Source organism: Photobacterium sp. HL06 (assembly GCF_059552575.1).
This window is the reverse complement of sequence record NZ_CM183915.1, coordinates 774,000-787,174: the sequence shown is the minus strand read 5'-3', so window position 1 is coordinate 787,174 and position 13,175 is coordinate 774,000. Positions and strand designations below refer to the sequence as shown.

Annotated in this window: 14 protein-coding genes and 1 pseudogene; 4 read left to right on the top strand and 11 right to left on the bottom strand. The window is 45.2% G+C overall.

Annotation, left to right across the window (positions count from 1 at the left end; genetic code table 11):
- Positions 1 to 14 precede the first annotated feature (14 nt).
- The 3 genes from AC51G0_RS22060 to AC51G0_RS22050 all read right to left on the bottom strand — a co-directional run bounded on the left by AC51G0_RS22060 (position 15) and on the right by AC51G0_RS22050 (position 2,246).
- Entirely contained in the window at positions 15 to 767 is a 753-nt protein-coding gene (locus tag AC51G0_RS22060) for a response regulator transcription factor (protein ID WP_496303794.1), read from the bottom strand.
- A 104-nt stretch (positions 768 to 871) separates the two neighbouring features.
- Positions 872 to 1,564 carry a spondin domain-containing protein gene (locus AC51G0_RS22055; RefSeq protein ID WP_496303793.1) on the bottom strand — a complete coding sequence of 231 codons (693 nt, stop codon included), beginning with the start codon at positions 1,562 to 1,564 and terminating at the stop codon, positions 872 to 874.
- Between the two features lie 10 nt (positions 1,565 to 1,574).
- Positions 1,575 to 2,246 carry a spondin domain-containing protein gene (locus AC51G0_RS22050; RefSeq protein WP_496303792.1) on the bottom strand — a complete coding sequence of 224 codons (672 nt, stop codon included), beginning with the start codon at positions 2,244 to 2,246 and terminating at the stop codon, positions 1,575 to 1,577.
- 381 nt (positions 2,247 to 2,627) lie between these two features.
- On the opposite strand from AC51G0_RS22050, the gene AC51G0_RS22045 reads away from it, so the two are divergent.
- Positions 2,628 to 3,047 (top strand): GFA family protein, encoded by a 420-nt coding sequence (locus AC51G0_RS22045; protein WP_496303791.1) that lies wholly within the window; start codon positions 2,628 to 2,630, stop codon positions 3,045 to 3,047.
- A gap of 102 nt (positions 3,048 to 3,149) precedes the next feature.
- On the opposite strand, the gene AC51G0_RS22040 is transcribed toward AC51G0_RS22045, so the two are convergent.
- The 4 genes from AC51G0_RS22040 to AC51G0_RS22025 form a co-directional block, all read right to left on the bottom strand.
- Positions 3,150 to 3,527: a SirB2 family protein gene (locus tag AC51G0_RS22040; protein ID WP_496303790.1), complete on the bottom strand. Its 378-nt coding sequence runs from the start codon at positions 3,525 to 3,527 to the stop codon at positions 3,150 to 3,152.
- Positions 3,528 to 3,718: 191 nt separating this feature from the next.
- On the bottom strand, positions 3,719 to 3,961 hold the full coding sequence (locus AC51G0_RS22035) for a hypothetical protein (RefSeq protein WP_496303789.1): 243 nt from the start codon (positions 3,959 to 3,961) through the stop codon (positions 3,719 to 3,721).
- A 412-nt stretch (positions 3,962 to 4,373) separates the two neighbouring features.
- Positions 4,374 to 5,072 (bottom strand): type 1 glutamine amidotransferase domain-containing protein, encoded by a 699-nt coding sequence (locus tag AC51G0_RS22030; protein WP_496303788.1) that lies wholly within the window; start codon positions 5,070 to 5,072, stop codon positions 4,374 to 4,376.
- A 123-nt stretch (positions 5,073 to 5,195) separates the two neighbouring features.
- Complete coding sequence (locus AC51G0_RS22025; RefSeq protein ID WP_496303787.1) at positions 5,196 to 6,101, bottom strand: helix-turn-helix domain-containing protein; 906 nt, start codon at positions 6,099 to 6,101, stop codon at positions 5,196 to 5,198.
- Positions 6,102 to 6,524: 423 nt separating this feature from the next.
- Here AC51G0_RS22025 and AC51G0_RS22020 point away from each other — a divergent pair, with 423 nt between their 5' ends.
- Complete coding sequence (locus AC51G0_RS22020) at positions 6,525 to 7,253, top strand: hypothetical protein (RefSeq protein ID WP_496303786.1); 729 nt, start codon at positions 6,525 to 6,527, stop codon at positions 7,251 to 7,253.
- Positions 7,254 to 7,347: 94 nt separating this feature from the next.
- On the opposite strand, the gene AC51G0_RS22015 is transcribed toward AC51G0_RS22020, so the two are convergent.
- Positions 7,348 to 8,661 (bottom strand): anaerobic C4-dicarboxylate transporter family protein, encoded by a 1,314-nt coding sequence (locus tag AC51G0_RS22015; protein ID WP_496303785.1) that lies wholly within the window; start codon positions 8,659 to 8,661, stop codon positions 7,348 to 7,350.
- Between the two features lie 351 nt (positions 8,662 to 9,012).
- On the opposite strand from AC51G0_RS22015, the gene AC51G0_RS22010 reads away from it, so the two are divergent.
- Entirely contained in the window at positions 9,013 to 9,198 is a 186-nt protein-coding gene (locus AC51G0_RS22010) for a hypothetical protein (RefSeq protein WP_496303784.1), read from the top strand.
- Positions 9,199 to 9,330: 132 nt separating this feature from the next.
- On the opposite strand, the gene AC51G0_RS22005 is transcribed toward AC51G0_RS22010, so the two are convergent.
- A complete protein-coding gene (locus tag AC51G0_RS22005) occupies positions 9,331 to 9,852 on the bottom strand; it encodes an RNA methyltransferase (RefSeq protein ID WP_496303783.1) in 522 nt (173 codons plus the stop codon).
- A gap of 257 nt (positions 9,853 to 10,109) precedes the next feature.
- Between AC51G0_RS22005 and AC51G0_RS22000 the strand changes: the two genes are divergently transcribed.
- A complete protein-coding gene (locus AC51G0_RS22000; RefSeq protein ID WP_496303782.1) occupies positions 10,110 to 12,482 on the top strand; it encodes a Lon protease family protein in 2,373 nt (790 codons plus the stop codon).
- A 64-nt stretch (positions 12,483 to 12,546) separates the two neighbouring features.
- On the opposite strand, the pseudogene AC51G0_RS21995 reads toward AC51G0_RS22000, so the two are convergent.
- Positions 12,547 to 12,651 (bottom strand): annotated as a pseudogene (locus AC51G0_RS21995) (hydroxymethylglutaryl-coenzyme A reductase family protein); the annotation flags it as partial.
- 27 nt (positions 12,652 to 12,678) lie between these two features.
- The gene (locus AC51G0_RS21990; RefSeq protein ID WP_496303781.1) at positions 12,679 to 13,086 is read right to left on the bottom strand and encodes an XRE family transcriptional regulator; all 408 of its coding nucleotides are present in this window, start codon (positions 13,084 to 13,086) and stop codon (positions 12,679 to 12,681) included.
- Positions 13,087 to 13,175: the final 89 nt, after the last annotated feature.

The following is a 13,175-nucleotide window of genomic DNA, read 5'->3' as shown; positions in this document are numbered from 1 at the left end:
TTTGTCATGTAGGGCTAACAAGCCTGAAATTTGTAGCCGACTCCCCAAATCGTATGAATATACTTGTGTTTGGTTTTCGGCGACTTCAGCTTGGTTCTTAGCCTGTTGACTGTGCTACAAACGGTATGGTGATAACCGGAAAAATCGGTATGCCACACCTGTTCCAACAACTCATCTTTGCTATATACCCGCCCAGGTCTTTGGGCCATAAAGTGCAGCAGGGTAAATTCGGTTGCGGTTAATTTTACCGGCTGCTGCTCGATTTCAACCTGGTGCGACTGAGGTCTGATTGTCAGTCCGTTGAATTCGAGTACGGGTTCTGCGTTGTCACTAGTTGCATCGGTGCTAGCCGAATTGGCGTCAGGCTGGCGGTTTTTCCTACGTAAGATGGTTCTTACCCGGGCCTGAAATTCAAGTACGCTGAAAGGCTTGGTTAGGTAGTCATCAGCGCCGGACTCCAGCCCCTCAACTTTGTCTTTTTCGCTGTCTCTTGCGGTCAGAATCAAAACGGGCAACCAGTTTTGCTGTTGGCGAAGCTCGTGGCACAGTAGCATGCCGTCACCATCATCGAGCCCTCGGTCTAATACCATCAAGTCGAATAAGGTGGTTTTGATACTATTTCTGGCTTGTTCAAGGCTGGTGGCTCGCACTACGTCATGACCTTGAAAAGTCAGGTGCATGCTGATCAGCTCTGCTAAATCGTTATCGTCTTCAACAATCAGGATCACTGCAGGATCAATGTTGTTTGGGGGGGCTGTCGTTAACATGATGTCATCCCGGCCGGTTTATCTTTGTTGGTTGGTGTGATGGCGGTCCACCCAACAAAGACCGGATCGGGATGAATATCTTTCAACTTATGCCATGGTCTTGTTTACTCTGTCCGGGTAATCGTTAACCTGGCCCCCGGGTTGAGAAAGCGATGTGTTGCATTGAGCACTGAGTCCGCCAGGCCATCATCTTTGCTTATTACACCTGCATGGAATGACACCCGGTCATTATCGTCACGGGTGCTGTTAAAGCCTTCACCTCCTGCAGCAGGTCCCGGAATAGTGGCCGCAGATTCATTATTGGCCTCGGTCCCGGCATCCCAGACAGCCATGTTCATTGTCAGGCTATCACCTACCTCTAGGTTGCTGATATCGAGCTGGGTTTTACCGATAAATCCATCATTGGTATTGACCAGCATGCTGGCAACGGAGAGTTGCTGGGCGATATCAGGATCAATCAAGAACGAAACACTGTCACTGGTGCCGGGCAAAATGACCCCGGTACCGGAAAAGCTGTAGCCGACGTTCTCATTATTGGTTGCTTCAGCCAATAGGTTACTGTTGTCGCCACCCTCGGCCATTACCTCCAGTGGATCTGAGGATGGCTGTCCGATTTTAAACAACGAGTATTGCTCTGTGTGCGCCAAAATAGCCAGAGGTGATAAAGGTTGATTAGGCGTCAGGTTTTTCACACTGACGGTATAACCTGCAGTCACATTATCTTGCTCATCATCCTCTATTGGACAGCCGGCAAGCAGGGCTGTGCTTGCTGCAATCAGTAATAGGCGATATTTCATATCCGTCTCCTTACTTAACTGTCACAGTGACGATGGCAACAGGATTAAGCCAGCGATAGGTTGCACTGTTGATGTCGCTAAGCCCGCCATTGGGATCGCTATCACCTAAGTTGCCAGGATGAATGTGAACCTTGTCGTTAGTTACTGTGGTTTCTACCCCTGTACCGCCAGAACCAAAATTGATAAAAGGTGGGTTAGGCATGCTGGCGGCAAGCTCGTCGTTGGCCTCGGTACCGGCATCATAGCCATTGACAGAGATGGTATAAGTGCCAGGTGTAGATGGGATCTCCCAGCTGTCCAAACCAACAAACCCATCATTGGTTGGTAGTAACATTGCCGTAATGGTCAAGCGGTCAGCATCGCCAGTATTCATACTGGCTGTTGCCTGCTGGCCGGGATCCAAAATTCCCCCTGCCGGATTTTCAGCCACTATTGCACCAGCATTAGTGGCCAGTGATGATAGCCCGGAGATATCACCGCCTTCAGCCATCGCTTCTATTTCCGGTGATGCGGATTCCCCCGCCCGGAACAGGAAAATATCATCGCTGTGGGCTGCCACGAGCAAAGGTGTGAAGTAGATATTCTTGGTGGCATTGGTAATCGTGACATCGATGTCTGCCGCAAAAGTATTAGCAGAGCCAAAAGCGCTGATAATCGCAAGGGAAGCTAGGGTCAATTTCATTGTTCTATCCGTTTAGTAATGAATCATGTTATTACTATGGCGAACAAATCTGGCAAACCTCTCGCGAAATTCTCACAAATTTATCACAAAGTGCTACCGAACATTATTTGATAAAAATCAATTAACTACCGACATCAAATGATCTTTTAAGCGGTTTAATTCGTATGTGTATATATGGTTGTTCCTAGAGGGAGTTGCTCATGAACCAGGTTCACCCCAAAGCTTTGTTTAACCACCATCAGTATTCATATTGCTTTCTAGTTGATATACGAACATTGGTCACAGTTTTATGTGATGAAATTTGAATAATTATAACTGTATGTATAAACAGTTCTGTTGACTACAGATAACGATATAAGAGATATCGACAAGGAGTGGTATATGAATGATAAACAAGCCGTATCGGGCAGCTGCCTGTGCGGAAAAGTGACTATCGAAGCTAAGGAAGCAGATTTGCATGTCGGCGCGTGCCATTGCGGTATGTGCCGTAAGTGGGGGAGCGGCCCGCTTTTGGCGGTCGAGGGTGGGACTGACGTCACTATCAGCGGTGAAGAGTTTGTTAGCCGCTATGTTTCTTCGGAGTGGGCCGAACGTGCCTTTTGCAAAGAGTGTGGGACTCATCTGTTCTACCTGCTCAAGGATAACGATCAGCATATTATTTCCGCCGGCCTCCTGGATCAGCAGGATAAAATGGTGATGAACCACCAGATCTTTATTGATAAAAAGCCTGAGTATTATGCGTTTAGCAATGACACTGAAAATATGACGGAAGCGGAAGTGTTTGCGAAGTATGCGCCTTAGTAACGACTATTACCCATAAGTTGCATATTCTGTCCTCTTTACAAAAAAGCAGCGATTCGCGCTGCTTTACGTCAACAAAAATCCGGTTATCTCGACAATTCATTAGCTCAGCACAATGGGTGTGTGCAATTTAGCGATGTAGAAAATCGTTACGAAAATAATGCAGGTAATTGAGGCCAGAACGGAGCGCGTTTTCGTGCTTAATGTTGGCTTAAACGCCAGCATGGCAAAGGCCACATACGCAACTAACAACACCAACTTCTCGGTCAACCATGCGTCTGCGAATGGGTATTGATTGATCATGAAGCAAAGTATCAGTGCGCTAATTAGCATTGTCAGTGTGATTGCTTTGTGCGCGGCAAAGGCCAATTTGTTTTCTAGCAGTGCAGAGCCTTTAAACCCCCACCATGTTCTTAGTATAAAGCTGACAAAACTCAGCACAATAAGTGCAATGTGCGCTTTCAGTAGTAATGGGTACATAGTTATCCTTAACAAGTATGCATCATTCAAACGAGTGTTTAAACTATATTAATATTGTTAACGGAACTTTGATGTGAATCAATTGTTGCGATTTCTTGGCGGAATTGTTTTTCTGGTTGCGCGTGCTAGAAAATACCCAGTAACCAACAGATTAAATGCCGTTTGTTGATCACTATTCGGTAGGACTGCCATTAGAATCCCGGTGGTGTTTTGCTCCAAGGGTAGCCTTTCACGGCCATATCGTAGCCGGTCTTAAACAATGCTCGCATGTACTCTGTATCAAACTCTTCAGGGTGAGGGGCATTGAAACTTTCAGGCACAAAAGCCAGGTTGAAATTCACACCGTCGCGTTGCGTGATCAGGTAGACCCTGTACAGATCGCCAACTCCTTGAGTCTGTATGAGAGAGGATATGGCACGTTCCGCTATGCTCATTGTCTGACGCTCGACTGAAGCCCACCTGGATTAATATTATAGGTTATTCTCATTTAAGCGCAGTTAATTAGTGAGTCCTTATTTAATCTCACTAAAGCCAGAATTTTACGGTAGTAGTTCGTCACGAGTTTTGCGTATTGGAGGGAAAAGTATCCTTTTGGGACCAGAGCTAGGAAGAAATCATAGATTTTCAAAGGGTTTACGTGGTGAGCCTGTAACCTTGTGCCCGAGAACAGTTGAAATTGACCGTTGCGTTCTGAACGGATCTTGTAGGCGCAAATATTATCGTAATCGATATTACTGAGTTGCTGGAGCTTCGCTTCAACCCATTTGCGCCGCTGTTCAAAGGATGTTTCAGTTGTAGGCCTGTTTAATGCTGCTTGTCGATTAGTATACTGCGTCTTTTTTCAACTTATAAATTGTTAATTACTTGCAAAGCTATTTTTGCAGTCTTACTAGTAGAGTTAGGATTCTGACCCGTAATCAGTTGCCCATCAACGACTGCATGCCCCATAAGGGGGAATATTGCTTTGCTGTATACCATTCCTCTTTCTTTTAGAGTCTTCTCAAGATTATAGGGTACGAAAGGTTTCACACCAGTAATAGCCTCATCAAAATAAGGAAAACCAGTTCCCTTCATACCTTTTATCAGGTAGTCCCCATTACTTAATCGAACATTTTGCAAGGCTGCCACACCATGGCAGACTGCTGAAACAACTTTACCTCCTTCGTACATTTCACGCGTAAGTGTGTGAAGCTCATCGTTATCAGTAAAATCCCACATAGCGCCATGCCCCCCCGCGAAGTATAGAATGTCGTATTCATTCCAATCTACACTTGAAATTGGTTTTGTATTTTCTAATAAAGACATGAACTCAGAGTCTTCGTAGCGTTTTTTCGTTGCCTTATCTAATGTAAAACGACCCAAACTTCTGCTATCTACAGGTACTTTTCCCCCTTTAGGACTAACTATATCCATATGAATTCCTGCATTTTCAAATTCATCGTAAAAATGTGTAAGCTCAGATAACCAAAGTCCGGTTGGCTCCGCTTTTGGGTTGTCGAAATTAGAATGGTTAGTTACGACTATAAGTGCTTTTTTATTATTCATTTTCTGTCCCTATATCTTGATAAAGCAAATATACCATTTGTTTAAGGCATGCTTTAACACAAAAAGAGGACAGTTAAACACAAATCCTAGACATGGTAAAATGAAGCAAAATGCTTCATTTTGCTATAGTTGTCGATATTCTTGTGGTGTTTGTCCGGTTTTTTGTTTGAAAACTCTTGCGAAGTAATGAGGGTAATTAAAACCGAGAGAATAAGCTATTGTACTAATTGAATCTGTAGAGCTTAATAAGCGGTGCTTTGCTTTTTCTACTAAGAAATCATTAATATGATCTTTAGCCGATCGTCCCGTTTCCTTGGTTAGCAAACTACTTAAATAACTTGGTGATAAGTGGCATTTATTTGCCAAATATTGAATTGTGGGCTGACCATTTTCAATCAGGTCATTATTTTGGTAATAATCCTTTAAAAGCATTTCAATTCGAGAAATTACGTCAGCATTCTGGACGGAGCGAGTGTTAATCTGACGATCATAAAATCTGACACAGTAATTGAGCATAAGCTCGATGTTAGATACCAATACTTGCTGACTATGATTATCTATTCGATCGTTAATCTCGTTTTGAATCAAGTCTACTATTTGGTTCAGGGTTTGTTGTTCCTGCTCATACAAATGTAAAGCATCATGGACTTCATAGTTAAAAAAACGGTATTGATCTATTTTGCTACCTAATGATGTGTTTTGGATAAGATCTGGGTGAAAATAAAGCATCCATCCTTTTACTTCATTAAGCCCCTGGGCTTTGGTTACGGTGAAGACCTGTTCAGGAGCCGTGAAAATTAAAGTGCCGTGACTGGAGTCATAATGATTTCGCCCGTAATCAATGCCGCAGACTTTATCTTTCAACGCAATACAGTACATGTCAGAGGAGAACCTCATACCAATTAATTCTTCACCATACGATAAGTTCGCAGTGTCGACTATCGTAATTAGAGGGTGAGTGGGCTTTCCCAGCCCCATACCTATATGCAAATCAGCTATTGACTTCGATCGGTTGATGTTATTTTTCATTTCAGGACTTTAAGCTAAGTGACTTTAAAAGACATACCAAGACTAACATAGAGTTATGTTAACCGTGCTACCAATGACCAGGATTTCAGCTTTCATTTCAGAGCACCGTTCCCCCAAGATTTCTCAAGGGGCGCTTTTGATTTGATTTTGTGTGCCATCACAGTGGATGACAAGACCATACCGGCTTGGTGGCACTTCTTCCAACGTTGGTGACGTGCCTTTATTGCCTGCTCATTAATGCGACCTATCTTAGAGCCAAATCACTAAAAAATATGAAATTTTGTCTACACTAGAAATATTAGGCAATAAAGGAAAGGAGAAATTGTGTCAATAATCCTTGCTAGCCAAGGTCTTTATCAACATCTAGCTTAATCTGTATTGAAGGTTCAGGCAGCGTTGTATTGATATTGAAGGATTGAAATCATGCTCAATTTTGCGAACAGCCAGGCTTTGAAAAGCAAACAAGCGAAAGCGACAACCGCATCCAATATCATCAAGAATGTTATCTTATCTGATCTCAACGAACTCTATTCGCCTGCAGAAATTGAAGTTCTGCAGCAGGCACAACAGCTGATTGAAGACGGAAAAAGTCGAATTCAGCATTTAAAGGAAAAACGCCGCAAGGAGGAAAAACAACGCCTTGCTGCAGAAGCAAGGCTGCATGAAAGGGCATTTGAGACCGCACTTGCAGCACTTGATGGCATGACGTTAGCTGAGCTTTACCAGCTCAATGTCAGCTTTACCTTTCAGTCATCGGCCGTCAATGAATTGATTGAAGAATATGATCACCAACACTATCTCGCCACTGTACAAAGCTGGCTTGACTCTGATGTCAGCACTGACAGTTATCTGGATCTATCTCCGGAGGAAGCCAGAGAAGGGTGGAAGGCTGGCATTGCTAAAGCGGCAGTTGAAATTATCAGCTGGCCCTGCCTGAAGTATCACCGAGACTATCAACAAAAATCTGCCAGTTACATTGATCCGCTTGGTATACCTGATGATTTTCCGGCAGCAATATATGCTGATGTTCGAAGTACGAATATCCTTCGATTAACGACACCTTGCCTTATGGTGATTCAGGCCATAAAAGGCTATGAAGAGAATGAAGAAAAAGTTCGGATGATCTTGAGCAGCCTGGGGCAAGACACATAATAAAAATGGTTCACGAGTTATAAATTGCCAATTGACTGAATTTGAGAAGGTTGGAGAAAGCCCTGCGGAAGCAGGGCTTGGATAGACGTTACTATTACAGCACGATACCGGCAAACAGGAAGCCAAACATAATGCTAAAGACCATGCTCAGTAGGCCCGGGACCATGAAGCTGTGATTAAAGATGAATTTACCGATGTTTGTTGTCCCTGTACGGTCAAAATCGATAGAGGCGATAATTGGGCCGTAGTTTGGAATGAAGAAGTAGCCGTTAACCGCGACAAATGTTGCAATGATCACTTCCGGCGGAAGGCCTAAGGTGATCGCAACCGGTACCAGTACCGCTGTTGTCGCGCCTTGGCTGTTCACCATGACTGAAAGTGCAAACAAGGCGAAGGCAAATGTCCAAGGGGCAACTTCGACTAAACCAGCTACCGCTTCTTTAACCATCGTGCCATGGCCGCCGATGAAGGTATCACCTAGCCACGCGATACCGAAGATAGCAACGATTGCACGCATACCTGCGTGGAATACCGAACCCTGGGTAATGGCATAACCATCAGGCTTACAGGTTAAGATGATCAGTGCTGCGACAGACAGCATAACAATCTCAATCGTATGCGCCATTCCCATAGCATTACCGTCAAAGTTAGGGCGAAGAGACGAGAATGCGCCCATCAATACCACAATCAATGAACCAAACAAGAATAGTGAAACGGCTTTCTTGGCTTCAGGCTTGACCACTAGCTCTTCAACCTTCACTTCTTGTTCCATTTCCTGGCGGAAAACAGGATCTTTCATGCGGCGAAGATACTCAGGATCGTCTTTAAGCTCTTTACCAAGCTTATTTACGATGACGCATGCAGCGGTTAGACCCAGGCTGGTGCCCGGAATGGTGACCATTAGGACGTCGGCAAGGGTGATCCCCTGAGGCTCAAGGAAAGCAACCAAAGCAACAACGGCAGCCGCAATTGGGCTGGCGACAATGGCAAACTGGGAGGCAATCACCGCCATACTCATTGGGCGTTCAGGACGGATGCCGCTACGACGGCTGACTTCAGCGATAACCGGAAGCACAGAATAGGCAACGTGACCAGTACCCGCCATCATAGTAAATACATAAGTGACGACCGGCGCGATAAAAGTAATGTATTTAGGATTCTTACGCAGGATGTTGGTTGCAATCTTGATCAAAAAATCGAGGCCGCCAGCTGCTTGCATAGATGCTGCTGCTGCGACAACCGCCATGATCATCAACATCACGTTAATTGGTGGGCTGGTAGGTTGTAAGCCAAAGATGAAGCTTAATACAGCTAGACCAACACCCCCCATGACACCCAGGCCGATACCACCTATTCTGGCGCCGATTAAAATACAGACAAGAACAATCATAAATTCAACAAAAAACACATCAATCTCCTTGATGACAACGTTTAAGGTACATAAACAACTGGTTGCGCATGGTATCTGTTTAACATTGCAAACAACTAGATATTCATCACACAAATTGAGGTAACCTCATAATTTTAATGGCTTTATGAAGTACAAATGAGTGGTTGTTAACTAGAGGGGATGAAATTTGATAACAATAAGAGGAAGTTTGTTACATTTATTAACAATTGATTTGGATCAATGTTTAAATCAGTGAGCTGGGGTTTTATGAAAGGAGCCAAGGGAAAATATGATCAGCAAGTGCTGGTAGCGATTATCAGCAACACACGAAACGTCGACATAGCGGCGAAATAATAGAGAGGTAGATATATGGAATTATTACCGAACTGCTATACGGATCTTTGCGTAAATGGAAAGTGGTTTCACTATGATCATGGCGATACTTCTGTGTTTATGCTCAATGGCGGCAGCCCAATTACCTTCGAGCTCGGAGGTCAGCCAACCACGGAATCTGAATTGGAAGAGTATCTGGATACAATTACTTCTTCGTTTTAAATATTGCTGGCCAGCTAACACCTGGCCTAACACTGCTTTTGTTCACCTACCACACTACCAAACGATCAAACAGAGGGTCACCCGACACTCTGCTTTATAGGATATAGGCTTGATGCTAATACTATTGATGGATCACGCCGTGGCTTTCGGCTTTACTACCAAGTGATTACGGTTGTCCCTGCTTTGGCGAATAAGCTCATCGCCTGTTACCGTTTCATTCGACTTGGCCAAGCGGTCATACAGCAATACATTGACCGTGGCGGCTAGGTTCATACAGCCGACAGTCGGGACATAAACCACAGCATCCGCCCTATCGACAACATCCTGCATAATCGTGCCGTCTTCCGGGCCAAATACATATAGTACATTCTCAGGGTGCTGAAACTCCGGCAGAGGGATTGCGCCCTCTGCTAACTCAACACAAACTACTTTAGTATCGTCGGCTAAGTCATCGAGCAAAGAGCTCACGCCGGTAAGTGGAATTTTGCGCGACATGCTTTTGGTATCAGTTTGAAACTTTGCCGCACGGTCATAACGCTCACCGGTATAGATAACATTATCAACTCGATAGCAACCGGCGGCTCGCATGACGGCACCAACATTTGACGGGCTTTTCGGGTTACTTAATCCAATGCTGACTCGGGTGTTTTTCATCGATGTTATCCGCTGACCTGATATAAAGAGCGCGGCATTCTATCAAAGTGGTAGACAGAGTGATAGCAAAGAGGGGGTGTATTAACCCTCCTGCATTCAGGCGAGGAGGCCCTTTAATTTGAGTGGTTATTGTTCATAAAACCAGCAATAAGACCTTAACTAGCATCGTTCACACTTAAACTGAAGTTAAGTCACTAAAAAATAATAATTTACTGTCTACACTGAAGTTATCTAATGTCATAAGAAGAGGGATCTTTATGTCAATTAAACCTCTAAGCAGTGACAAGCTGTATCGCGCATCAGAATTAAATGGGCTGGCGGCTGACTGCAAGTCGACCAAGCATCTGACTCCGCTCGATGAGATTGTCGGGCAGGAAAGGGCACAGCAAGCCGTTGAGTTTGCGATGTCGATTAAAGAGAAGGGCTATAATATTTACGCCATTGGCCGCAATGGCCTGGGTAAACGCACCATGGTACTGCGCTACCTCAATCGCCATGATCCTAATGGCAATGGTGTGGCGCTGTATGACTGGTGTTATGTGGCGAACTTCGAAGAAACCCGTAGTCCGAAAGTATTGAAGATGCCTGCAGGCACGGGCCATCAGTTTAAAAAAGAGATCGAAAAACTGATGATGCGGCTGGTGAAGGCACTGCCGTTGGCGTTTGACAATGAAATGTATTTCAGTCGTTCGGAAAAGCTCAAAAATCAGCTGACACAAAAGCAGGAAAGCTCGCTGCTGACGCTCACCAATGAGGCAAAAGAACACAGTGTAAGCCTGTCGTTGACAACGCAGGGAGACTACCAGCTGGTTGCGTTGAATGGTGAAGAGCCACATACCGAGGAAACTTTTGCTCAGCTGACAGAAGAAGAGCAGCAGCAGTTTGAAGATACAATTAACGATCTGGAGAAGCAGCTTCGAGGCATTGTCCGCCAACTGACGGAGCTGGAAGAAGAGTTTTCCGACAAGATACAGAAGCTCAATGAAGAGGTCGCCCTTGATGTGGTGGTGCATTTCATTAAGGAGCTAAAAGACAGCTACCGCAGTCAGCCGGAGGTAAAGGCTTACTTAACCGCGATGCAGAAAGATATTCTGGACAATTTGGATATCTTTTTGGAAGAGAGCGAGGAGCAGGTCGCCCTTGCCTATGCGGCACTGGATAAGAAAATGCCACGGCGCTATCAGGTGAATGTACTGGTGAGCCAGCCGGAGCAGAAATTTCCGATCGTGGTAGAAGATAGCCCGAGTTATCACTCAATATTTGGCTACGTTGAAAACGCGACCTATAAAGGTACGGTATTTACCGATTTCTCATTAATCCGAGCGGGTAGTTTGCACCGCGCCAACGGTGGTGTACTACTGATGGACGCGGTGAAGGTGTTGGAACGCCCTTATGTGTGGGATGGCCTTAAGCGGGCTTTGCGCGCACGTAAGTTGAATGTTAGCTCTTTGGAGCGGGAAGTGACGCTATCAGGGACTATTTCATTGGAGCCAGAAGATATTCCGCTACATGTGAAGATTATTCTTTTTGGTGACTACCAGACTTATCAGCTGCTACAACATTACGATCCGGATTTCAGCGAGCTGTTCCGAGTTACTGCTGATTTTGAAGATGAGATGCCACGTACTGACGAATCAGAAGTCCAGTATGCCCGTTTCATATCCAGTATTGTCAATGACAGCGAAATGCTGCATTGTGATAGAAAGGCGATTGCGCGGATTATTGATTACAGCTCCCGTCAGGCTGATGATCAGAATAAACTATCGCTGCATTCTGCCGATATTGCTAATTTATTACGTGAAACTAACTACATGGCGAGATCATCAAAAGCGACAATGATCCGTGCCAACCATGTTGAACAGGCGCTGCAGAGCCAGGAAAAAAGGGTTAGCCGGCTTAAAGATCATGTCATGCAGACATTTCGCAACGGAACGACCCTGATCGACACCCGGGGGGAAGTTACAGGCCAAATCAATGGACTGTCGGTAATTTCGACAACTGACTACCAGTTTGGTGCACCAAATCGTATAACCGCGACTACCGCTTATGGCGAAGGAGAAGTGTTTGATATCGAGCGCAAGGTGAAGCTCGGTGGCAGCATTCACTCAAAAGGGGTGATGATCCTGTCGGCTTATCTGGCATCGATTTTCGGCAAAACGACCAAGATCCCGCTGACAACACATTTAACGTTTGAGCAGTCTTACGGTGGCGTAGATGGCGACAGTGCCTCAATGGCTGAGCTGTGTGCGATTATTTCCGCTTTCTCGAATAACCCACTGCGCCAGGATGTGGCGATCACCGGCTCAATGAACCAGTTCGGTGAAGCACAGCCAATCGGTGGCGTGAATGAGAAAATTGAAGGCTTCTTTGATGTGTGCACGATCAAAGGCCGTCACCCAACCCAGGGGGTAATCATCCCTGAATCCAATGCGCACAATCTGATGCTACGCAAAGATGTCGTCGAAGCGGTAGAAAAAGGAGAGTTTCAGATCTGGGCAATTAGCCACGTCACCGACGCGATTGAGATTTTAACCGGAAAGCCAGCAGGCGCATGGATTGAAGAAAGTGGCTACCCGCTGGATTCTGTCTATGGACAGGCTCAGGTAAAACTAAATGCACTGAGAAGGTAACTTAATAGGTAAATGCCTTGTGCTAAATAAAAGCCAGCTGCACTCAGCTGGCTTTTTTCATTAACTAACGTGCTAGCTTATGGTGTGCCCGTGAAAAGTGATCCGCACAGAAAGCTCCAACAATAGAAAGCTCGCCTGCCAGGCACAATGCTGTGCAGACTCCTGCCAGATGCTTATCTGCCTATATAGTTAGAAATCATACAGGTTCGTCTTTTTTGGCCAGCGCCAGAAATGTCGCCATCCCACTGATATCTAAGTAGCCGTCGGCTTTTTTATGGGTTCTGAGGAACTGATAGCCAGTCACAATTTTTAACAGACTTTCTGCCTCATCTGAGTCGATCTTTTTTTCATTGATATGCTCATAAGCTGCATAGAGCGCAGGCTTGTCGACGACCTCAGCCTGCCGGTACAGATAACCACAACCTGTTGCGAGCCATTCCAGCGAGCAATTGGCCTTCATCGCAATTTGATTCGCTTTGCTTAGGCTGGGCTCACTGCCTTTTAAGTATTTGCGTAGTAGGGCCTCGCTGACATCAACCCTACGGGCAAAGCCACTGATACTTTCTTCGCCGATTAAAATTTTAAGACGCTGCGCAAAAGACATAGTTCGTACTCTAGTTCGAGGCTTGTGGTTTATAGCATTGCGCTAGGGGGGAAACAAGCCTAGGATGATTGCCAGTTTTTGTAGTTAGA

What these genes read in the sequence shown, in the direction of transcription:
- AC51G0_RS22025 (WP_496303787.1), bottom strand. Translation starts at nt 6,101, where the DNA reads ATGAAAAATAACATCAACCGATCGAAGTCAATAGCTGATTTGCATATA.
- AC51G0_RS22040 (WP_496303790.1), bottom strand. Translation starts at nt 3,527, where the DNA reads ATGTACCCATTACTACTGAAAGCGCACATTGCACTTATTGTGCTGAGT.
- AC51G0_RS22030 (WP_496303788.1), bottom strand. Translation starts at nt 5,072, where the DNA reads ATGAATAATAAAAAAGCACTTATAGTCGTAACTAACCATTCTAATTTC.
- AC51G0_RS22045 (WP_496303791.1), top strand. Translation starts at nt 2,628, where the DNA reads ATGAATGATAAACAAGCCGTATCGGGCAGCTGCCTGTGCGGAAAAGTG.
- AC51G0_RS22035 (WP_496303789.1), bottom strand. Translation starts at nt 3,961, where the DNA reads ATGAGCATAGCGGAACGTGCCATATCCTCTCTCATACAGACTCAAGGA.
- AC51G0_RS22060 (WP_496303794.1), bottom strand. Translation starts at nt 767, where the DNA reads ATGTTAACGACAGCCCCCCCAAACAACATTGATCCTGCAGTGATCCTG.
- AC51G0_RS22020 (WP_496303786.1), top strand. Translation starts at nt 6,525, where the DNA reads ATGCTCAATTTTGCGAACAGCCAGGCTTTGAAAAGCAAACAAGCGAAA.
- AC51G0_RS22000 (WP_496303782.1), top strand. Translation starts at nt 10,110, where the DNA reads ATGTCAATTAAACCTCTAAGCAGTGACAAGCTGTATCGCGCATCAGAA.
- AC51G0_RS22010 (WP_496303784.1), top strand. Translation starts at nt 9,013, where the DNA reads ATGGAATTATTACCGAACTGCTATACGGATCTTTGCGTAAATGGAAAG.
- AC51G0_RS22055 (WP_496303793.1), bottom strand. Translation starts at nt 1,564, where the DNA reads ATGAAATATCGCCTATTACTGATTGCAGCAAGCACAGCCCTGCTTGCC.
- AC51G0_RS21990 (WP_496303781.1), bottom strand. Translation starts at nt 13,086, where the DNA reads ATGTCTTTTGCGCAGCGTCTTAAAATTTTAATCGGCGAAGAAAGTATC.
- AC51G0_RS22050 (WP_496303792.1), bottom strand. Translation starts at nt 2,246, where the DNA reads ATGAAATTGACCCTAGCTTCCCTTGCGATTATCAGCGCTTTTGGCTCT.
- AC51G0_RS22005 (WP_496303783.1), bottom strand. Translation starts at nt 9,852, where the DNA reads ATGAAAAACACCCGAGTCAGCATTGGATTAAGTAACCCGAAAAGCCCG.